General features: G+C 69.0%; 18 protein-coding genes. 9 read left to right on the forward strand and 9 right to left on the reverse strand.

Translation table 11 applies throughout. The features are described 5' to 3' along the window. Positions 1-6 precede the first annotated feature (6 nt). Both ACXJLU_RS06400 and ACXJLU_RS06405 read left to right on the forward strand, forming a co-directional pair. Complete coding sequence (locus tag ACXJLU_RS06400; RefSeq protein ID WP_457329606.1) at positions 7-2,043, forward strand: M3 family metallopeptidase; 2,037 nt, start codon at positions 7-9, stop codon at positions 2,041-2,043. Between the two features lie 64 nt (positions 2,044-2,107). Continuing rightward, on the forward strand, positions 2,108-2,749 hold the full coding sequence (locus tag ACXJLU_RS06405) for a glutaredoxin family protein (RefSeq protein ID WP_457329607.1): 642 nt from the start codon (positions 2,108-2,110) through the stop codon (positions 2,747-2,749). A 6-nt stretch (positions 2,750-2,755) separates the two neighbouring features. Here the strand turns inward: ACXJLU_RS06405 and ACXJLU_RS06410 are convergent, their stop codons facing one another. The 8 genes from ACXJLU_RS06410 to ACXJLU_RS06445 are packed head-to-tail and all read right to left on the reverse strand — an operon-like array spanning position 2,756 to position 11,302. Then, positions 2,756-3,901 carry an MFS transporter gene (locus ACXJLU_RS06410; protein WP_457329608.1) on the reverse strand — a complete coding sequence of 382 codons (1,146 nt, stop codon included), beginning with the start codon at positions 3,899-3,901 and terminating at the stop codon, positions 2,756-2,758. A 3-nt stretch (positions 3,902-3,904) separates the two neighbouring features. Then, positions 3,905-5,305 carry a DNA recombination protein RmuC gene (locus ACXJLU_RS06415; RefSeq protein ID WP_457329609.1) on the reverse strand — a complete coding sequence of 467 codons (1,401 nt, stop codon included), beginning with the start codon at positions 5,303-5,305 and terminating at the stop codon, positions 3,905-3,907. 22 nt (positions 5,306-5,327) lie between these two features. Next, positions 5,328-6,830 (reverse strand): ABC transporter permease/substrate-binding protein, encoded by a 1,503-nt coding sequence (locus ACXJLU_RS06420; RefSeq protein ID WP_457329610.1) that lies wholly within the window; start codon positions 6,828-6,830, stop codon positions 5,328-5,330. After that, a complete protein-coding gene (locus ACXJLU_RS06425; RefSeq protein ID WP_073467457.1) occupies positions 6,827-7,819 on the reverse strand; it encodes a 2-hydroxyacid dehydrogenase in 993 nt (330 codons plus the stop codon). Before ACXJLU_RS06425 ends, ACXJLU_RS06420 begins: the two co-directional genes overlap by 4 nt. 39 nt (positions 7,820-7,858) lie before the next feature. Further along, positions 7,859-9,181, reverse strand: coding sequence for a sodium:proton antiporter (locus ACXJLU_RS06430; RefSeq protein WP_457329612.1), 1,323 nt, complete (start codon positions 9,179-9,181; stop codon positions 7,859-7,861). Further along, on the reverse strand, positions 9,181-9,906 hold the full coding sequence (locus ACXJLU_RS06435; protein ID WP_457329613.1) for a nitroreductase: 726 nt from the start codon (positions 9,904-9,906) through the stop codon (positions 9,181-9,183). The genes ACXJLU_RS06430 and ACXJLU_RS06435 overlap by 1 nt, the downstream gene beginning before the upstream one ends. After that, positions 9,903-10,370, reverse strand: coding sequence for an acyl-CoA thioesterase (locus ACXJLU_RS06440; RefSeq protein ID WP_457329614.1), 468 nt, complete (start codon positions 10,368-10,370; stop codon positions 9,903-9,905). Before ACXJLU_RS06440 ends, ACXJLU_RS06435 begins: the two co-directional genes overlap by 4 nt. Beyond that, a complete protein-coding gene (locus tag ACXJLU_RS06445; protein ID WP_457329615.1) occupies positions 10,367-11,302 on the reverse strand; it encodes a histone deacetylase family protein in 936 nt (311 codons plus the stop codon). Before ACXJLU_RS06445 ends, ACXJLU_RS06440 begins: the two co-directional genes overlap by 4 nt. Before the next feature lie 187 nt (positions 11,303-11,489). Between ACXJLU_RS06445 and phaP the strand changes: the two genes are divergently transcribed. The 3 genes from phaP to ACXJLU_RS06460 all read left to right on the forward strand — a co-directional run bounded on the left by phaP (position 11,490) and on the right by ACXJLU_RS06460 (position 13,919). Continuing rightward, positions 11,490-12,041 carry a TIGR01841 family phasin gene (gene phaP, locus ACXJLU_RS06450; protein ID WP_457329616.1) on the forward strand — a complete coding sequence of 184 codons (552 nt, stop codon included), beginning with the start codon at positions 11,490-11,492 and terminating at the stop codon, positions 12,039-12,041. 256 nt (positions 12,042-12,297) lie between these two features. After that, complete coding sequence (locus ACXJLU_RS06455) at positions 12,298-13,614, forward strand: type II toxin-antitoxin system HipA family toxin (protein ID WP_457329617.1); 1,317 nt, start codon at positions 12,298-12,300, stop codon at positions 13,612-13,614. 11 nt (positions 13,615-13,625) lie between these two features. Further along, positions 13,626-13,919 carry a helix-turn-helix domain-containing protein gene (locus ACXJLU_RS06460; RefSeq protein ID WP_457329618.1) on the forward strand — a complete coding sequence of 98 codons (294 nt, stop codon included), beginning with the start codon at positions 13,626-13,628 and terminating at the stop codon, positions 13,917-13,919. Between the two features lie 8 nt (positions 13,920-13,927). Here the strand turns inward: ACXJLU_RS06460 and ACXJLU_RS06465 are convergent, their stop codons facing one another. Next, entirely contained in the window at positions 13,928-14,902 is a 975-nt protein-coding gene (locus ACXJLU_RS06465; protein WP_457329619.1) for a patatin-like phospholipase family protein, read from the reverse strand. Between the two features lie 185 nt (positions 14,903-15,087). On the opposite strand from ACXJLU_RS06465, the gene ACXJLU_RS06470 reads away from it, so the two are divergent. The 4 genes from ACXJLU_RS06470 to cysD all read left to right on the forward strand — a co-directional run. After that, on the forward strand, positions 15,088-16,803 hold the full coding sequence (locus tag ACXJLU_RS06470; protein WP_457329620.1) for a nitrite/sulfite reductase: 1,716 nt from the start codon (positions 15,088-15,090) through the stop codon (positions 16,801-16,803). 3 nt (positions 16,804-16,806) lie between these two features. Further along, entirely contained in the window at positions 16,807-17,340 is a 534-nt protein-coding gene (locus tag ACXJLU_RS06475; RefSeq protein WP_457329621.1) for a DUF934 domain-containing protein, read from the forward strand. Further along, positions 17,337-18,089 carry a phosphoadenylyl-sulfate reductase gene (locus ACXJLU_RS06480; RefSeq protein ID WP_457329622.1) on the forward strand — a complete coding sequence of 251 codons (753 nt, stop codon included), beginning with the start codon at positions 17,337-17,339 and terminating at the stop codon, positions 18,087-18,089. The genes ACXJLU_RS06475 and ACXJLU_RS06480 overlap by 4 nt, the downstream gene beginning before the upstream one ends. After that, a partial coding sequence (cysD, locus tag ACXJLU_RS06485) for a sulfate adenylyltransferase subunit CysD (RefSeq protein ID WP_457329623.1) occupies positions 18,086-18,764 on the forward strand: 679 nt, incomplete at its 3' end. The genes ACXJLU_RS06480 and cysD, both read left to right, overlap by 4 nt.

An 18,764-nucleotide genomic window follows, 5' to 3' on the forward strand; every position in this document is an offset into this window, starting at 1 on the left:
AAAACAATGAACGAGATCAATCCACTGCTGGTTCCCGATGCGCTGCTCGACTTCTCGGCGATCCGCGCCGGGCACGTCGCGCCGGCGATGGCGCAGTTGCTGACCGAGGCCGAGGAAGCCCTCGACAAGGTCACCAGCGATGCGGTGCCGGCCGACTACGACGCGATGTCGGCGGTGCTCGACGTCGCGACCGAACGCCTGGGCCGCGCCTGGGGTGCGGTGCACCACCTGACCGCGGTGGCCGACACGCCGGAGCTGCGCGCCGCCTACAACGAGCAGCTGCCGGCCGTCACCGAATTCCACACCCGGCTCGGTGCCGACGAGCGCCTCTACGCGAAGTACAAGCAGATCGCGCACTCCCCGGCCGCCGCCACGCTCAGCGCGCCGCGTCGGCAGGCGCTGTCGAACGCGATGCGCGACTTCGTGCTGTCGGGCGCCGAGCTGAAGGGCGCCGACCGCGACCGCTACGCGCAGATCCAGGACCGCCTGGCCGCGCTGTCGCAAAGCTACTCCGAGCACGTGCTCGACGCGACCGACGGCTTCGCGCTGTACGTCGACGAGGCCGAACTGGCCGGCGTGCCCGCCGACGTGATCGCCGCGGCCCGCGCCGCCGCCGAGGCCGAAGGCAAGCCCGGCCACAAGATCACGCTGCATTTCCCGAGCTACTTCCCGGTGATGCAGTACGGCAGCAACCGCGCGCTGCGCGAGAAGCTGTACCTGGCCTACGTGACCCGCGCGAGCGAGGCCGGCCCCGCCGCGCTCGACAACAGCGCGGTGATGCGCGAGCTGCTCGACCTGCGCCAGGAAGAAGCGCGCCTGCTCGGCTATGCGAGCTTTGCCGAGGTGTCGCTGGTGCCGAAGATGGCCGATTCGCCGCTGCAGGTCACCACCTTCCTGCGCGACCTGGCGCAGCGCGCCCGCCCGTATGCCGAGCGCGACCTCGCCGAGCTGCGTGCCTTCGCGCGCAGCGAACTCGGGCTCGACGAGCTGCAGGCCTGGGACTTCCCGTACGCGAGCGAGAAGCTGAAGGAAAGCCGCTACGCGTTCAGCGACCAGGAGGTCAAGCCGTACTTCACCGAGACCAAGGTGCTCGACGGGCTGTTCCGCATCATCGAGACGCTGTTCGAAGTGAGCATCCGCGCCGACAGCGCGCCGGTCTGGCACGCGGGCGTGCGCTTCTTCCGCATCGAGCGACAGGGCGAGCTGGTCGGGCAGTTCTACCTCGACCCGTATGCCCGCCCCGGCAAGCGGCCCGGCGCGTGGATGGACGACGTCTGCGGCCGCTGGGCGCGCCCCGACGGCCGCACGCAGACGCCGGTGGCGCACCTGGTGTGCAACTTCGCGTCGCCGGTCGAGGTCGACGGCAAGCGCCGCCCGGCGCTGCTGACGCACGACGACGTGACGACGCTGTTCCACGAGTTCGGCCACGGCCTGCACCACATGCTGACGCAGGTGAACGATGTCGGCGTGGCCGGCATCTCGGGCGTCGAGTGGGATGCGGTCGAGCTGCCCAGCCAGTTCATGGAGAACTTCTGCTGGGAGTGGGACGTGCTGAAGCGGCTGACCGCCCACGTCGACACCGGCGAGCCGCTGCCGCGCGCGCTGTTCGACAAGATGCTGGCCGCGAAGAACTTCCAGAGCGGGCTGCAGACGCTGCGCCAGATCGAGCTCTCGCTGTTCGACATGCGCCTGCATGCCGAGCCGGGCTCGCAGGCCGACATCCAGAAGCTGCTCGACGAGGTGCGCGCCGAGGTCGCGGTGCTGGTGCCGCCGCGCTTCAACCGCTTCCAGCACGGCTTCTCACACATTTTTTCCGGCGGTTACGCGGCCGGCTACTACAGCTACAAGTGGGCCGAAGTGCTGAGCGCCGACGCCTGGAGCGCCTTCGAAGAGGCCGGTGCATTCGACATCGCCACCGGGCGGCGCTACCGCCAGGCCATCCTCGAGGCGGGCGGCAGCCGCCCGGCGATGGAGAGCTTCAAGGCCTTCCGCGGCCGCGAGCCGAAGATCGATGCGTTGTTGCGACACCAAGGCATGGCTTAGGCGAGCCGGCCTTGATGAAGTAAATTCGGACGCAAACACATTCAGCGTTGTTGGAGCCTTCCCCATGACACGATCCATTTCCCGCACCTTCAGCCTGGCGGCGCCCGTGCTGCTGGCCGCGATGTTCACCGCGCTGCCGGCGCACGCGCTGTACAAGGTGGTCGGCCCCGACGGCAAGATCACCTACACCGACCGGCCGGCGGTCAGCCCCGACAACAAGGTGCAGTCGGTCAACAGCAGTGGCGGCGTGTCCGACGACGTCGCGCTGCCCTACGAGCTGCGCCAGGTCGCGCAACGCTATCCGGTGACGCTGTACGGCACCAAGGATTGCCAGCCCTGCGACACGGCCCGGCAGATGCTGCGCCAGCGCGGCATCCCGTTCGCCGAGAAGTCGATCGCGACCAAGGAAGACGGCGACGCGCTGCAGCGCATCACAGGCTCCCGCGACCTGCCGGCGATGACCGTCGGGTCCCAGGTGCTGCGCGGCTTCCAGCGTGAGGACTGGAACAGCTACCTCGATGCCGCGGCGTACCCGAAGGAATCGAAGCTGCCGGCCAACTTCCCGCAGGGCAGCGCAACGCCGCTGACCGAGCCGAAGCAGGCGGTGAAGGCGAGCACGCCGCAGAACGGCAATGCGCCGGCCGCGCAGCCGCAGCAGTCGTCGTCGGGAGACAGCGGCAGCAACCCGGCCGGGATCAAGTTCTAGGAACGCTCACCGGATCTGGCGGGCTTGCCAACTGCCGGCACCGACCGCCAGCCCCATCATCCAGAACAGCGACGCGGCCCCCAGCGCCGCGCCGAACACGCCGAACAGCAGCGGCATCACGGTGCTCGACCCGTTCAGCGCCATCGAACGGAACGCGATCGCCTCGCCATGCCGTTCGTGCGGCGTGATGTGGTGCAGCGTCGACATCACCATCGGCTGCACCGCCCCGAGCGCCAGCCCGAGCAGCGAGGCACAGCAGGCCATCAACCACGCCGAGTGCACGAACGGGTAGACGCCGAAGATCACCGCGACCCACAACATCGCGCCGGTCAGCACCTGCGATTCGCTCAGGCGGTGCGCCAGGATCGGGATCAGCAGCCGCACCCCCGCCACCGAGACCGCGAACAGGCCGAGCACCACCCCGATCGCGCCGGCGCTCATGCCGCGCTCATGCCCGAGGATCGGCACGACGAAGGAATGCACGTCCCAGCTGGCCGACAGCAGCCAGTTCACCAGCAGCAGCCGGCGCAACGCCGGTGAGCGCAGCAGGTCCCACGAGCCTTGGTGCGCGGTCGCCGTGGTGGCACGCGGCACGTCGGCCTCGGCCGGCACGTAGCGCGCCGACACCATCGCGGCCAGCGGCATCAGCATCAGCACCGCGAACGCGAAGCGGAAGCCCATCAGGTCGATCAACAGGCCGGCCGTCACCGGACCGACGACGTTCGACAAGGCCGGCGCCAGCCCGAGCCAACTGAAGACGCGGATGCGCTCGGTCGCGTCGGTGGCCATGCGGCCGGCGGTGCGCTGGATCGTGATCAGCCCGAAGTTCGAGCCGGCGCCGGTCAGGATGGCCGCCAGGCACATCGCGAGGTAGTGGCTGCTGAGCGCGGCGATGGTGCCGCCGGCGAGCGACAGCACCACCCCCAGCCGCATCGGCACGTGGTAGCCGTGGCGGTCGGCCAGCCGCCCGGCCGGCAGCGAGAGCAGCACCGGCGCCGCGGCGAACAAGGCCATCAGCAGGCCGACCGTCCACTCCGCCTGCCCTTGCTTCAGCGCCTGCAGCGGCGCGGCCATCCGCACGCCGGCCATGCAGGAATGCAAGCTGATCTGACCAAGGATCAGTGCGAGCAGCGGGCGGGAGAATTTGGCCATCGTCTAGGCATCGCTCTCCGGAAGATCGGGGACGATGGCGTCGTCGTCGCGCGGCAGCGCCAGCGGCAACAGCGCCTGCGCATGCGTCTCGGTGACCGCCTCGACCGACTTCAGCTTGCGCGCCATCACGTTGGCCCGCGTCTGCGCCTGGTCGATGGTGTTGCTGGCTTCGTCGAGCTTCTTCTTGGTCTTCGCGAGCACGTCGCCGAACTTCGCGAACTCGGTCTTCACCGCGCCCAGCACCTCCCACACTTCGACCGAACGCTTCTCCAGCGCCAGCGTGCGAAAGCCCATCTGCAGGCTGTTCAGCGTGGCCAGCAGCGTGGTCGGCCCGGCCAGCATCACGTGGTATTCGCGCTGCAGCGATTCGACCAGCCCCGGCCGGCGCAGCGCCTCGGCGTACAAGCCCTCGGTCGGCACGAACAGGATCGCGAAGTCGGTGGTGTGCGGCGGCGCCACGTACTTGTCGTGGATGGACCGGGCCTCGAGCCGCAGCCGCGTCTCGATCGCCTTCGCGGCCACCTCGACCGCCACCGGGTCGGCGCGGTCCTGCGCATCCAGCAATCGTTCGTAGTCCTCGCGCGGGAACTTGGCGTCGATCGGCAGCCACAACGGCACGCCGTCGGCCCGCTGGCCCGGCAACCGGATCGCGAACTCGACCCGCGCGCCGCTGCCCGGCACCGTCTCGACGTTGACCGCGTACTGCTCCGGCGTGAACACCTGCTCCAGCAGGCCGGCCAGCTGCACCTCGCCGAAGATGCCGCGCGTCTTGACGTTGGTCAGCACCCGGTTCAGCGAGCCGACGTCGCGCGCCAGGTTCTGCATCTCGCCCAGGCCCTTGTGCACCTGGTCGAGCCGGTCGGCGACCAGCTTGAAGCTCTCGCCCAGGCGCTGCTCGAGCGTGGCGTGCAGCTTCTCGTCGACGGTGGCGCGCATCTGCTCGAGCTTCTTCTCGTTGTCGGCCTGGATCGCCGACAGCTTCTGCTCGACCGCGCCGCGCATCTCGGTCAGGCGCTGGTCGTTCGATTGCGACAGCGAGCGCAGCTGGTCGCCCAGCGTGTCGGCGAAGCGCTTCAGCGCGTTGGCCTGCTGCTCGGCCAACCGCGCCAGCGTGGCTTCCTGTGCCTGCTGCGTGGCGGCGAGCTGGGTGCGAAAGCTGTCGATCTGCTCGTTCTGCGTGCGCGCCACGTCGCCTTGTTGCGCCAGCAGTGTCTGCTGGAAGCTGGCGAGCGTCTGGCCCAGCTCCTGCCGCGTGCCCTGGGCGCTGCGGGCCACGTCGTCGCGCAGGCCGCGCTCGAGCCGTTCGAAGTGATCGGTGCCTTGGTCGGGCCGCCGCAGCGCGAGCCAGAGCAACAACAGCAGGACGAGAACGAGGAGCGCGAGCGAAATCCAGTCGAGGAGCATTCCTGCATTCTCGCAGCAGCGGCTATGCCGACGAGCGCAGTGGGGCAGGCAGCAAGCGTTTTTCGATCGCGTCGAAACCGTATTGCACCAGCAGCGCCAGCACCGCCGCCGGCAGCGCGCCGGCCAGCATCGCCGCGGTGTCGTTGACCGCGAGCCCGGCGACGATGCGCTCGCCGTAGCCGCCGGCGCCGATGAAGGCCGCGACCGTCGCGGTGCCGACATTGATCACCGCCGCGGTCTTGATGCCCGCCAGCAGCGTCGGCGCCGCCAGCGGCAGCTGCACATGGCGCAGCGTCTGCCGCGGCGTCAGGCCGAGCGACAACGCGGCCTGCGCCAGCCCGGCGGAAACGCCCTGCAGCCCGGCGTGCGTGTTGCGCACGATCGGCAGCAAGGCATAGAGGAACAGCGCGATCAGCGCCGGCAGCAGCCCGATGCTGCCGACCACCGCGATCAGGAAGGCCAGCAGCGCGAGCGACGGCACCGTCTGCAGCACCGACACCACGCCCATCACCACGCCCGCACTGCGCGGCCAGCGCCAGGCCGCAATGCCGAGCGGCACGCCCACCAGCACCGCCACCACGAGCGAGCCGAACACCAGCAGCAGGTGCTGCCAGGTGAGGCGCGCGAAATCCGGGCCGAACAGCCGCTGCGCGAACGTGACCGGCTTCGACGCCGCCGCCGCGCTGCCCGACAGGAACTGCCGTGCGACCTCGGCGAAGCTCTTGCCGTCGAGCTCGACCTGGCCGTTCAGCGAGATCATCGCCGCCTCGTCGATGCGGCCGGCCAGCGATTGCAGCGGCGCCGGGTCGAGCCCGGCCCGCATCAGCAGCACCGCGTCGTACTTCGGGAAGAAGTTCAGGTCGTCCTTCAGCACGCGGAGCTTGTAGCGGCCCACCTTGGCATCGGTGCTGTAGATGTCGATCAGGTCGACGCGGTGCGCCGCGATCGCGTCGTAGGCGAGGCCATGGTCCAGGCCGGGCGGCTTGTCGTAGGGGAGGCGGTACGCGGCCTTCAGCGCCGGCCAGCCGTCGGCGCGTTCGAGGAACTCGTGCGACAGGCCCGGGCGCAGCGCCGCCGCCTGCGGCTTCAGCAGATCGGAGATGCGCTCGATGCCGAGCTGCTGCGCCTGCGATTCGAGCATCGCGATCGCGTAGGTGTCGTTGAAGCCGAGCGGCACCGCCGCCTTCAGCCCGCGCGGCGCGAGCCAGGCGTTCAGCTCGTCGAGCGACGGGTTGCCCTCGCGCTTCAGCAGCTCGCGCACGATGGTGCCGGTGTACTCGGGGTAGACGTCGACCGCGCCGCTGGACAGCGCCTGCTCCAGGATGCCGGTGTTGCCCAGCCCCTGCTTGTGCGTGGCCGCGATGCCGGCGCGCTCATACGTCTGGCGCACGATCTCGCCGAGCACGTACGACTCGGTGAAGCGCTTGGAGCCGACGGTGACGCTGTCGGCCGCCTGCGCCGACGCGCCGCATGCCATCAGCAGGCCGATCAGCAGCCCGACAGCGGCAGCGCGCAGCGCCTTCATCCCTTCAGCGCCGCGGCGTTGATGGGGGTGGGCGGGTGGCCGGCGTTCGGCCCGAAGCCGAGCGCGGCGATCAGGTTGTCGGCCGCGAGGTTGGCCATCGCGCGCCGCGTCGCGATGGTGGCGCTCGCGATGTGCGGAGTCAGCACGACGTTGGGCACCGTCAGCAGCGCGGGGTTCAACGCCGGCTCGCCCTCGAACACGTCGAGCCCGGCGGCCGCGATGCGCCGCTCGGCCAGCGCCTGCGCGAGCGCCGCGTCGTCGACGACGCCGCCGCGCGCGATGTTGGTCAGCGTCGCGCTGCGCTTCATCTGCGCCAGCTCCGGCGCACCGATCGCATGGTGCGAGGCGGCCGAGTACGGCACCACGATCACCAGGTGGTCGGCATCGCGCAGCAGCGCTTCCTTCGAGACGTAGCTCGCACGGCAGGCGGCCTCGATGTCGGGCGCCAGCCGCGAGCGGTTGTGGTAGATCACCTTCATGCCGAAGCCGAGCGCGCCGCGCTTCGCGATGCCCTGGCCGATGCGGCCCATGCCGAGGATGCCGAGCGTCGCGCCGTGCACGTCGCTGCCGGCGAACATCTCGTAGGACCACTTCTTCCATTCGCCGCGGCGCAGGAAATGCTCCGATTCGGCGATGCGCCGCGCGGTGGCCATCATCAGCGCGAAGCCGAAGTCGGCGGTGGTCTCGGTCAGCACGTCGGGCGTGTTGGTGCACAGCACGCCGCGCGCGTTGCAGGCGTCGACGTCGATGTTGTTGTAGCCGACCGCCATGTTGCACACCGCCTTCAGCTGCGGGTTGGCATCGAGCACCTCGGCGTCGAAGCGCTCGCTGCCGGTGGCGAACACGCCCTGCTTGCCGGCCAGGCGCTGGATCAGCTCGGCTTTGGTGAAGACACGGTCCTGCGGGTTGTCCTCGACGTCGAAATGCGCCCGCAGGCGGTCGACGATGTCGGGGAACACGGCACGCGAGACGAGTACGGCAGGCTTCATGTCAGATCCTCTTCATCAGAAAACAGGTCAACGACTGGGTCAGAACCAGATCAGCGTCATCAGCACGAACAGCGGCAGCAGCACGGCCATGGCCCACGCCATGTAGCCGAAGAAGCCGGGCATCCGGATGCCGCGGCTTTCGGCCACCGCCTTCACCATCAGGTTGGGCGCGTTGCCGATGTACGAGTTGGCGCCCATGAACACCGAGCCGGCGGAGATCGCGACCAGCGTCGTCGCGTAGTGCGTCATCAGCTGCTGCGCATCGCCGCCGGCGGCGTTGAAGAACACCAGGTAGGTCGGCGCATTGTCCAGAAACGACGACAACGCGCCCGCGGCCCAGAAATACATCCCCGGCAGCGGCGTGCCATCGGGCCCGGTGACGGCCGAGACGATCGCACCGAACGGCCCGTTCACGCCGGCGCGCAGCATCGCGATGACCGGGATGAGGGTCAGGAAGATGCCGGCGAAGAGTTTTGCGACCTCGACGATCGGCCCGAAGCTGAACTGGTTCTGCGCGTGGGCCGACGGCGGTGTCAGGAACCACGACAGCGCCGCGATCGCGAGCAGGCCGAGGTCGCGCACGAGGCCTTGCCAGGTGATCTCGGCCCCCGCCACCGTGAACGCGACGCCGCCCTGCCAGACGCCGCTGATCAGGATCAGCGCGGCCACGCCGGCCAGCAGCGGCAGGTTGAGCGCGCCCTCGATGCCGAAGCCGCGGGTGTCCGGGGTCGGGTCGACGGGCCGCGGCTCGTCGCGGCCGCAGTACCAGCGGTCGATCACCCAGAAGATGCCGAGCAGCGAGCCGGCCATGAACAGCGTGTGCGGCAGCAGGTGCACCAGCGTCCACGAGAACGCCACGCCCTGCAGGAAGCCGAGGAACAGCGGCGGGTCGCCCAGCGGCGTGAGGGCACCGGCCGCGTTCGACACGATGAAGATGAAGAACACCACGACATGGGCGCTGTGGCGCCGGTGGTCGTTCGCGCGGATCAGCGGCCGGATCATCAGCATCGACGCGCCGGTCGTGCCCATCACGCTGGCAAGCACCGCGCCGATCGCCATCAGCGCGACGTTCAGCCCCGGGCCGCCGTGCAGGTTGCCGCGCACGAAGATGCCGCCGGCCACGATGAACAGCGTGGCCAGCAGCACGATGAACGGGATGTACTCGCCGACCGCGGCATGCACCAGGCCGTGCCACGCGGTGCCGGCACCGAACAGCGCCGCCTGCGGCAGCAGGTACGCGAGCGCCCAGGCGGCCACCACCTTGCCGTAGTGCCGGTGCCAGAAGCCCGGCACCGCCAGCGGCATCAACGCGATCGACAGCAGCAAGCCCGCGAACGGCAGGCCCCACAGCGGCCCGAGCATCAGCCGAGGAACCGCGTGAAGCCTGTCACCGGCTCGCGCTCGGTGATCAGCGTGTTCTCGACCGCGGCCGGGTCGGCCCAGCCGAGCGACATGCCGCACACCAGCATCTCGTCATCGCCCGCGCCGAGCTGCGGCAGGATGATGCGGTGGAATTGCGTGAACGCGGCCTGCGGGCAGGTGTCGAGGCCGCGGGCGCGCGCTGCCACCATGATGTTCTGCAGGAACATGCCGTAGTCGAGCCAGCTGCCCTGCTGCATCACGCGGTCGATCGTGAACATCAGGCCGACCGGCGCGTCGAAGAACACGTAGTTGCGGCCGTGCTGCTCGTGCATGCGCAGCTTGTCGCCCTTGGTGATGCCGAGCAGGCCGTACAGGTCCCAGCCGACCTTGCGGCGCCGGTCGATGTAGGGCGAGCGCCATTCGACCGGGTAGTAGGCGTACTCCTCGTGGTGCTGCGCCGCCTCCTCGGGATCGTCGTAGAGGGCGGAGATGTCGCGCCCCAGTGCCGCCAGCGGCTCGCCGGTCAGCACGTAGACCTTCCACGGCTGCGTGTTGGTGCCCGACGGCGCGCGCGACGCGACGCGCAGGATGTCCTCGATCGTCTCGCGCGGGATCGGCGTCGGCAGGTAGGCGCGCAGCGAGCGGCGCGAGGTGATCGCCGCGTCCACGGCGGCGGTCTGCTCGGGGGTCGGCTGGTGGTGCGACGGGTGGTGCGGAGAATTCACGGGCGCAATCCTTCCAAGGCCTGGGTGAGAACGGTCGGCAACGCGGCCGGGCGGCGCGTCGCGCGGTCGACGTAGACGTGCACGAAATGGCCGCGCGCCGCGCACAGCGGCTCGCCGGCGGAGAACAGCCCGATCTCGTAGCGCACGCTGGAGCTGCCGACCTGCGCGACCCGCAGCCCGGCATCGACCATCTGCGGGAACGCGATCGGCGCGAAGTAGTTGCAATGCGTCTCGACCACCAGGCCGATCACCGCGCCGGCGTGGATGTCGAGCGCGCCGGCCTCGATCAGGTAGCGGTTCACCGCGGTGTCGAACAGGCTGTAGTAGACGACGTTGTTGACGTGGCCGTAGGCATCGTTGTCCATCCAGCGGGTCGACAGGCTGGCGAAGTGCCGGTAGGCGCTGCGTGGTTCGGGCTGCGCGCGGGTCGGAGTCGAGGTCGGCGGCGTGGAGGGCATCGTCATGGCGCTGCATTGTTCCATTGCTCGCGGCTGGCCAGCGCCTCGCGCAGCGTCGTGAGTTGCACCGCGACGGTGTCGGCGATCTCGCGGCCGTAGCCGCCGGCCATGCTGATCGCGACCGGGATGCGGCGCTCGCGCGTGGCACGGAAGACGCGCCGGTCGCGCTCGGCCAGGCCGGCGGACGTCAGCTTCAGCCGCCCGAGCCGGTCGCCCTCGTGCGGATCGGCGCCGGCGAGGTAGAAGACCAAGCCCGGCGCGTCCGGGGCATGGCGACGCCACAGCTCGCCGAGTGCCGCATCGAGCGCGGCCAGGTACTCGGCGTCGTGGCAGCCGTCGGGCAAGGCCACGTCGAGGTCGCTCGCCTCCTTGCGGAACGGAAAGTTGCGCTCGCCGTGCAGCGACAGCGTGAACACCGTCGGGTCGTCGCGGAAGATCGCCGCGGTGCCGTTGCCCTGGTGCACGTCGAGGTCGATCACCGCGATGCGCAACAGCGCGCGGTGGTGCCGGTGCCATTCGGCCTGCATCAGCCGCGCGGCCACCGCCACGTCGTTGAAGACGCAGTAGCCGCCGCCCTTGTCGGCATACGCATGGTGGGTGCCGCCGGCCAGGTTCGCAGCGATGCCGTCGGCCAGCGCCGCGCGGGCCGCGGCGATCGTCGCGCCGACCGAGCGGCGCGAGCGCTCGACCATGCGCGGCGTCCACGGGAAGCCGATCTCGCGCTGCGCGGCGGCGCTCAGCGTGCCTTCGGACACCGAGGTCACGTAGTCGGGCGTGTGGGCCAGTGCGAGCTCGCCGTCGGTGGCGACCGGCGCCTCCTGCAGGCGCAACCCGGGCTCCGACTCGGCCGCCTCGCGCAGCAGGCGGTACTTCTGCATCGGAAACCGGTGCCCCTCCGGCAGCGGCAGCACGAAGTGGTCGGAATGAAAAGCTTGCATCGAGGCGGGCATCGCCGGCGCATTGTGCCGATCGACGTCGAAATGGGTGGGCGACTCTAGATTGCTGCAATGCAGCAAAAACAGCTTGAAATCTGCAGATCGCCTCGTATACTTTCGGTCATGGTGCAGTGCAACAAAGTCACTGTGTCAGGCGCAGTCCCCTTTTTCTATCCCTTGGAGATTCCACATGCTGACCGCTGAACAATTGATCGCCGCCCACAAGACCAACATCGAAACGCTTTTCGGCCTGACCGGCAAGGCGTTCGAAGGCGTCGAGAAGCTCGTCGAGCTGAACCTGCAGGTCGCGAAGACCGCCCTCGGCGAAGCCGCTGCCAACACCCAGGCCGCCCTGTCGGTGAAAGACGCGCAAGAGTTTCTGACGCTGCAAGCCAGCCTGCTGCAACCGGCCGCCGAGAAGGCCGCCGCCTACGGCCGCTACCTGTACGACATCGCCGCCAGCACCAATGCCGACATTGGCAAGGTCGCTGAAGCCCAGGCCGCCGAAGCCCAGCAGAAGTTCATGTCGGTGGTCGACACCGCGGTGAAGAACGCTCCGGCCGGCACCGAAAACGTCGTCGCGCTGTTCAAGTCGGCCGTCGCGACCACCAGCAACGCCTACGAAAGCCTGCAAAAGGCCGCCGGCCAGGCCGCCAAGGTGGCAGAAGCCAACATCGAAGCCATCAGCGCCAGCGCCGTGAAGGCCGCGTCGGCCCCGAAGACCAAGCGCGCTGCCGCCTGATCCTGCGCGAACAAGTCGTCACGAAGACGACTTGAACTTATTGCGCGACCCTTCATCTGAGAGTGACCGCAGGCCCTGCCTGCGGTTCTCCCTGAAAGGTTGTCTCCTCGGTACCGCGCGAATTCTGATTCCAGGTACCTTCCGGCCCGGTGGCAACACCGGGCCGTTTTGTTTTGTGGCGCCAATTCCTTTTTACACAGAAAAGTATCCATAAAGACCACCAACTCGCGTGCGAGATAGATAGAATTCTGTGCAAATGATCGGCGAGTGCACCATTCAATTGTTTGCTGGCGGCACCTGGCATGACGCCGGGGTCGTCAGCCTGTTCGGCAGCGAGCAGGCGGGCTGGCGCGCGGCCAGCTACACCGGCTATGCGGTCGCCTGGGCCGTCGAGCACACCGATGCCACCGACGCCCACGCGTTCTCGTGCAACTACCCCGTCGGCCTGGAACCTCTGCAGCTGAAGCATTGGCCGGTGTTCCTGATCGACATGCTGCCGCAGGGCTTCGGCCGCGAAGAGTTGTTGCGGCAGCTGAACCTGCCGACCACGATGGCCGATGCGGCCGATTGGCGATTGCTGCTGGCCGGCGCCGGCAACCCGATCGGCAACCTGCGCATCAAGGAGGCCGCGGCCTGGCTGGCCGAACGTGATCGCGTTGCCCAAGGCTTCACCGATGCCGAGGTCGCCCAGCGCGGCGAAGCCTTCACCGATCACCTCGCCTCCCACGGCTTGTTCGTGGCCGGCTCATCCGGCGTGCAGGGCGAATGGCCCAAGCTTCTGCTGACGCGCGCCGACGACGGGCTGCTGTACCTGGACCACACGCTGCCCGACGCCCGGGCCCGCGAGCATTTCATCGTCAAGTTCGGCCGCGGTACCGATCCCGCGCTGGCCGCCATCCTGCGCCATGAGGCGTCCTACATGGCCTTGGCGCAGCGGCTCGGATTGAGGGTGCATGCGCCGCTGACGCTGCGGGACCGTGCGCTCTTCATTCCCCGCTTCGACCGCCGCGTGGCGCCCGGCGGCGTGCTGCGACTGGCCCAGGAAAGCATCGCCACGCTGACCGGCAAGCCGGGCTTYGGCGAGGTGCCGTCCCACGACGAGGTGTGCCGCCAGCTGGTGCGCCGCTGCAGTGATCCGCAGGCCGAGGTGCTCGAATACCTGCGGCGCGACGTGGCGAACCTTGCGCTCGGCAACAAGGACAACCACGCCCGCAACACCGCGGTGCAGCGCGACTTCGACGGCCATGTCGCGCTGACGCCGCTCTACGACTTCGCCCCGATGTACCTGCACCCGGACGGCATCGCGCGGCGCATCCGGTGGGACGGCAACGACGGTGGACAGCCGGATTGGTCGCGCGTGCTGGACAAGGTGTGCTCCGACAGCCTGCCGCAGGCTGGCGAGGCACACGCACCCTTGCGACGCGCGCTGTTGCTGGCCGGGCTGAAGGCGATGGCGCCGGTGCTCGACGAGATCGCCGGCGACACGGCCGGGTCCGGCCTGTCGCCCGAGGTCCACGCCCATTTGCGCGTCGGCCTGGAATCCCAGGCCCGCCAGCTCGCCGCACTGACCTGAGCGCCGACGACATGGACAAGCGCTACGGCCACCTCAGCCTCTCCGAGCAGCTGATGCTGCGCAAGCAGGCCATCGACGAGGTGCTGGCCCACCCCGAGTGGTCGACGCAGGAGGCGCTGCGCCACCTGAAGAAGACGATGCGCCTGACCAGCGCCGAGCTGGCCAAGCTGTCCGGCGTGCACTACCGGACGGTGCAGGACATCGAGCAAGGCCGCAGCGAAGGCAGCGTGCAGACGATGAACCGGCTGTTCGGCGTGCTGGGGTTGAAGCTCGGCGTCGTGCGGATCGCGCCGCCCGACGCCTGATCGCCGCCTCAGTGCGTCTTCGCGGCGATCCGCAGTTTCAGCTCGCTCAGCATCGCCAGCGCGATCTCCCGCCCGGCCTGGATCGAGCGCTTGCGGGCCGCGAAATCGGCCGATGACACGTCGGCCAGCTTCGGCCGCAGCACCACGTCGGCCTCGCGCAGCTCGAAGGCATTGATGCTGCGGCTCATGATGGCGAAGGTCTGCAGCAGCATGCGCATCGGGTCGCCGGTGGCGGCACCGTCGGGCACCGCCGAGATGTCGACCGCGATCACCAGTTCGGCCCCCATCTGACGCGCGAAGCGCACCGGCACCGGCGACACCAGCCCGCCGTCCACGTACTCGCGCGTGCCGATGCGCACCGGCTGGAACACCGCCGGCACCGCGCTCGAGGCGCGCACCGCGATGCCCGCATCGCCGCGCTGGAACAGCACCGGCGCGCCGTTGTCGAGGTCGGTCGCGACGATGCCGAGCGGCATGCGCATCTGCTCGATGGTCTTGCCGCCGGTGGCCTCGCGCACGAAGCGCGCCAGCGCCTCGCCGCGGATCAGCCCGCGCCCCGGAAAGGCCCAGTCGGTGATCGCCGTCTCATCCATCGAATCGGCCATCGCCGCCAGCGCCAGCCCGTTCTTGCCCGAGGCATACAGCGCGGCGACCAGGCTGCCGGCCGAGGTGCCGACCACCAGGTCGGGCTTGATGCCGTTCTCTTCCAGCACCTGGATCACGCCGATGTGGGCAAAGCCGCGCGCCGCGCCGCCGCCCAGCGCCAGCCCGATGCGCGGCGGCTTCGGCACCGGCTTGAGGATGATCACCGGCGCCGAGGCCGCGGAATCCGGCGGCACGACCACCACCAGCGGCGGGTTGCCGCCCGGCGCGGAGGCCGAACCGGAGGGCGACGGAACCGGAACGGTCTGGCAACCGGCCAGCAGGACGACGGCGGCCACGGCGGCCGCACGGGCCCATGAAGAAGTCAGAAAGAAGCGCATCCGGCGATTCTAGGGACGGCGGCCTTTATCCCTGTGTCGAATAAACAAGCAACAAAAATGTTCTTCCAGCATATATATGCGCGCCCGTACAGTCGCCGCTCTCCTCTTGACGGGCGATCCGCGCCGGGCGGGCCGTTGGCGAGGAAAATGCAGCCTCCACTGACCCCAGAAGCGAACTCAAGGCGATGTATCAATACACCCCGTTCGACACCCAGTTCGTCAAGCAGCGCGCGGCGCAGTTCCGCGACCAGCTCCAGCGCAACCTCGCCGGCACGCTGGGCGATGACGAGTTCCGCGCGCTGCGCCTGCAGAACGGCTGGTACATCCAGCGCCATGCGCCGATGGCCCGCATCGCGGTGCCGTATGGCGAGCTGAGCGCCACGCAGCTGCGCATGCTGGCGCGCATCGCGCGCGAGTTCGACCGCGGCTACGCCCACTTCACGACGCGGCAGAACTGCCAATACAACTGGATCCCGCTGCCGAAGTCGGCCGACGTGATGGACCTGCTGGCCTCGGTCAGCATGCACGGCATCCAGACCAGCGGCAACTGCATCCGCAACATCACCAGCGACTGCTTCGCCGGTGTCGCGGCCGACGAGATCATCGACCCGCGCCCGTACTGCGAGATCCTGCGCCAGTGGAGCACGCTGAACCCCGAGTTCGCGTTCCTGCCGCGCAAGTTCAAGATCGCCGTCAGCGGCGCGCATGAAGACCGCGCCGCGATCGCCTGGCACGACATCGGCCTGCAGCTGCTGAAGAACGAGGCCGGCGAGATCGGCTTCAAGGTGCTGGTCGGTGGCGGCATGGGCCGCACGCCGGTGATCGGCACGGTGATCAACGAGTTCCTGCCGTGGCAGCAGATCCTCGTCTACCTCGAGGCCATCGTGCGGGTCTACAACCGCTACGGCCGGCGCGACAACATGTACAAGGCGCGCATCAAGATCCTGGTGAAGGCCGAAGGCCAGCGCTTCCTCGACGACGTGGCCGAGGAGTACCAGAAGATCCTCGCGCTCGACAGCGACGGCACCGAGCAGATCATTCCGCAGGCGGAGTTCGACCGCGTCGCGGCGCACTTCGTGACACCGGCGGGTGTCGCCCCCCTCTCTGGCAACACGAGTGCCAACAGCAAGATCGACATCCCCGCCGACGCCCCCGCCGCCTTCCAGCGCTGGCTCGAGCGCAACGTGCATCCGCACCGCCTCGCGGGCTACCGCAGCGTGACGCTCTCGCTGAAGCGCACCGGCCAGGCCCCCGGCGACATCACCGACACGCAGATGGAGCTGGCCGCCGACCTCGCCGACCGCTTCAGCCAGGCCGAACTGCGCGTCTCGCACGACCAGAACCTGGTGCTGCCGTGGGTGCGCGAGAGCGATCTGTTCGCACTCTGGGAAGCCGCGCGCGCCGCCAGCTTCGCGACACCCAACATCGGCCTGCTGACCGACATGATCGCCTGCCCCGGCGGCGATTTCTGCGCGCTGGCGAATGCGCGCTCGATCCCGATCGCCGAGGCCATCACCGAGCGCTTCGACGACATCGACGAGCTCTACGACATCGGCGACATCGACCTGCACATCAGCGGCTGCATCAACTCCTGCGGCCACCACCACAGCGGCCACATCGGCATCCTCGGCGTCGACAAGGACGGCAGCGAGTGGTACCAGGTGACGCTCGGCGGACTCGACGGCTCGTCGATCAGCGGCCACCAGTCGACGCCGGGCAAGGTGATCGGCCCGTCGTTCGCGGCCGACGAGGTGCCCGACGTGATCGAGGCGGTGCTCGACACCTACCGCGCGCAGCGCAGCACCGCTGCCGAGCGCTTCATCGACACCGTGAACCGCATCGGGCTCGATCCGTTCAAGACCGCGGCCAACGCGCAGCGCCGCAGCACCGCCAAGGCCTGACCCATGAAATTCATCGACACCGCCCGCGACCCCTGGCACACCATCACCGGCGAAGACGGCCCGATGGTCACGCTGACGCCCGCGCCGAACAGCCTGCTGACGCTGGCGCAATGGCGCGGCGTGCGCAGCACCTGGCCGGCCGGCATGGCCGTCGGCGTGCAGTTCCCGAACGATGCCGACATCGAAGACCTGGCCGAGGACCTGCCGCGGTTGAGCCTGGTCGTGCTGCACTTCCCGAAGTGGGTCGACGGCCGCGCGTACAGCCAGGCCCGGCTGCTGCGCTCGCGCTACCGCTTCACGGGCGAGGTGCGCGCCACCGGCGAGGTGGTGGTCGACATGATGCCGCTGCTGCAGCGCACCGGCTTCGATGCGGTGCTGCTGCGCGCCGACCAGTCGATCGACATCGCCGAGCGCGCGCTGAACTTCTTCCCCGGCCACTACCAGGCCGACGTCACCGAGCACCGCCCGCTGTTCAAGCGCCCGGCCGGCGAGGAGACGACGAACCGCGAGTTCAACCAGGCGGGCTCGGCCATATGAATGCGGTCACCCTGTACGCCCGCAAGACGGCCGGCTTCGACGAGCGCGTCGCGCACGCGGTGGCGGTGCTGAAGCAGGCCGCGGCCGAGCACCCGGGCCACGTCGTGCAGGCCACCAGCCTCGGCGCCGAAGACATGGTGCTGACCGACCTGATCGCCCGCCACGGCATCCCGATCGCGATCGGCACGCTCGAGACCGGCCAGTTGCACGAGGAAACGCTCGCGCTGGTTCCCCGCATCGAAGCGCGCTACGGCCTGTCGGTCGAGGTCTACCGCCCGGAAGCCGACGCGGTGATCCACTTCGTCAAGAACCACGGCGAACGCGCGATGTACGAAAGCATCGACCTGCGCAAGGGCTGCTGCGGCATCCGCAAGCTGGAGCCGCTGTCGCGCATGCTGGCGCAGCGCAGTGCCTGGGTCACCGGCTTGCGCCGCGAGCAATCGAACAACCGCGGCGAGGTGCCGTTCAGCGAGCCCGACGACAAGGGCCGCATCAAGTTCAACCCGCTGGCCGACTGGAGCTGGAACGACGTGTGGCAGTACATCGCGTCGAACGAGGTGCCGTACAACCCGCTGCACGACCAGTTCATGCCGAGCATCGGCTGCGCGCCCTGCACCCGCGCGATCGCGGTGGGCGAGGACTTCCGCGCCGGCCGCTGGTGGTGGGAAGACGAGAAGGCGAAAGAGTGCGGACTGCACGTGCACGGGGCCGAAGAGGCCGCCGTGTCGATGATCGGAGACCGGAAATGAATGCCCCGCTGACCGTGGAACAACTGCTGCCGCAGCTCGACCACAGCCACCTCGACTGGCTCGAGGAAGAAGCCATCTTCATCCTGCGCGAGACCGTCGCCGCGTTCGAGCGCCCGGCCCTGCTGTTCTCGGGCGGCAAGGATTCGTGCGTCGTGCTGCGCCTGGCCGAGAAGGCCTTCAAATCGAAAGGCGCCGACGGCGAGTACAAAGGCCGCCTGCCCTTCCCGCTGCTGCACGTCGACACCGGGCACAACTTTCCGGAAGTGATCGAGTTCCGCGACCGCCGCATCGCCGAGATGGGCGAGCGCCTGGTCGTCGGCCACCTCGAAGACTCGATCAAGCGCGGCACGGTGCGCCTGTCGCATCCGCTGGAGTCGCGCAACGGCCACCAGACGGTCGCGCTGCTCGAAGCCATCGAGGAACACCGCTTCGACGTGCTGATGGGCGGGGCGCGCCGCGACGAAGAGAAGGCCCGCGCGAAGGAGCGCATCTTCTCGCACCGCGACAGCTTCGGCCAATGGCAGCCGAAGGAGCAGCGCCCCGAGCTGTGGACGCTGTTCAACACCCGCATCAAGCCGGGCGAGCACATGCGCGCGTTCCCGATCAGCAACTGGACCGAGCTCGACGTGTGGCTGTACATCGCCCGCGAGAAGATCCCGCTGCCCAACCTGTACT

Source organism: Rhizobacter sp. P5_C2, assembly GCF_054049715.1.

Excerpts from the sequence above, each read along its gene's own strand:
- ACXJLU_RS06470 (WP_457329620.1), top strand. The coding sequence starts at position 15,088 with ATGTATCAATACACCCCGTTCGACACCCAGTTCGTCAAGCAGCGCGCG.
- ACXJLU_RS06475 (WP_457329621.1), top strand. The coding sequence starts at position 16,807 with ATGAAATTCATCGACACCGCCCGCGACCCCTGGCACACCATCACCGGC.
- ACXJLU_RS06460 (WP_457329618.1), top strand. The coding sequence starts at position 13,626 with ATGGACAAGCGCTACGGCCACCTCAGCCTCTCCGAGCAGCTGATGCTG.
- ACXJLU_RS06400 (WP_457329606.1), top strand. The coding sequence starts at position 7 with ATGAACGAGATCAATCCACTGCTGGTTCCCGATGCGCTGCTCGACTTC.
- phaP (WP_457329616.1), top strand. The coding sequence starts at position 11,490 with ATGCTGACCGCTGAACAATTGATCGCCGCCCACAAGACCAACATCGAA.
- ACXJLU_RS06415 (WP_457329609.1), bottom strand. The coding sequence starts at position 5,305 with ATGCTCCTCGACTGGATTTCGCTCGCGCTCCTCGTTCTCGTCCTGCTG.
- ACXJLU_RS06405 (WP_457329607.1), top strand. The coding sequence starts at position 2,108 with ATGACACGATCCATTTCCCGCACCTTCAGCCTGGCGGCGCCCGTGCTG.
- ACXJLU_RS06465 (WP_457329619.1), bottom strand. The coding sequence starts at position 14,902 with ATGCGCTTCTTTCTGACTTCTTCATGGGCCCGTGCGGCCGCCGTGGCC.
- ACXJLU_RS06430 (WP_457329612.1), bottom strand. The coding sequence starts at position 9,181 with ATGCTCGGGCCGCTGTGGGGCCTGCCGTTCGCGGGCTTGCTGCTGTCG.
- ACXJLU_RS06445 (WP_457329615.1), bottom strand. The coding sequence starts at position 11,302 with ATGCAAGCTTTTCATTCCGACCACTTCGTGCTGCCGCTGCCGGAGGGG.
- ACXJLU_RS06420 (WP_457329610.1), bottom strand. The coding sequence starts at position 6,830 with ATGAAGGCGCTGCGCGCTGCCGCTGTCGGGCTGCTGATCGGCCTGCTG.
- ACXJLU_RS06440 (WP_457329614.1), bottom strand. The coding sequence starts at position 10,370 with ATGACGATGCCCTCCACGCCGCCGACCTCGACTCCGACCCGCGCGCAG.
- ACXJLU_RS06480 (WP_457329622.1), top strand. The coding sequence starts at position 17,337 with ATGAATGCGGTCACCCTGTACGCCCGCAAGACGGCCGGCTTCGACGAG.
- ACXJLU_RS06410 (WP_457329608.1), bottom strand. The coding sequence starts at position 3,901 with ATGGCCAAATTCTCCCGCCCGCTGCTCGCACTGATCCTTGGTCAGATC.
- ACXJLU_RS06425 (WP_073467457.1), bottom strand. The coding sequence starts at position 7,819 with ATGAAGCCTGCCGTACTCGTCTCGCGTGCCGTGTTCCCCGACATCGTC.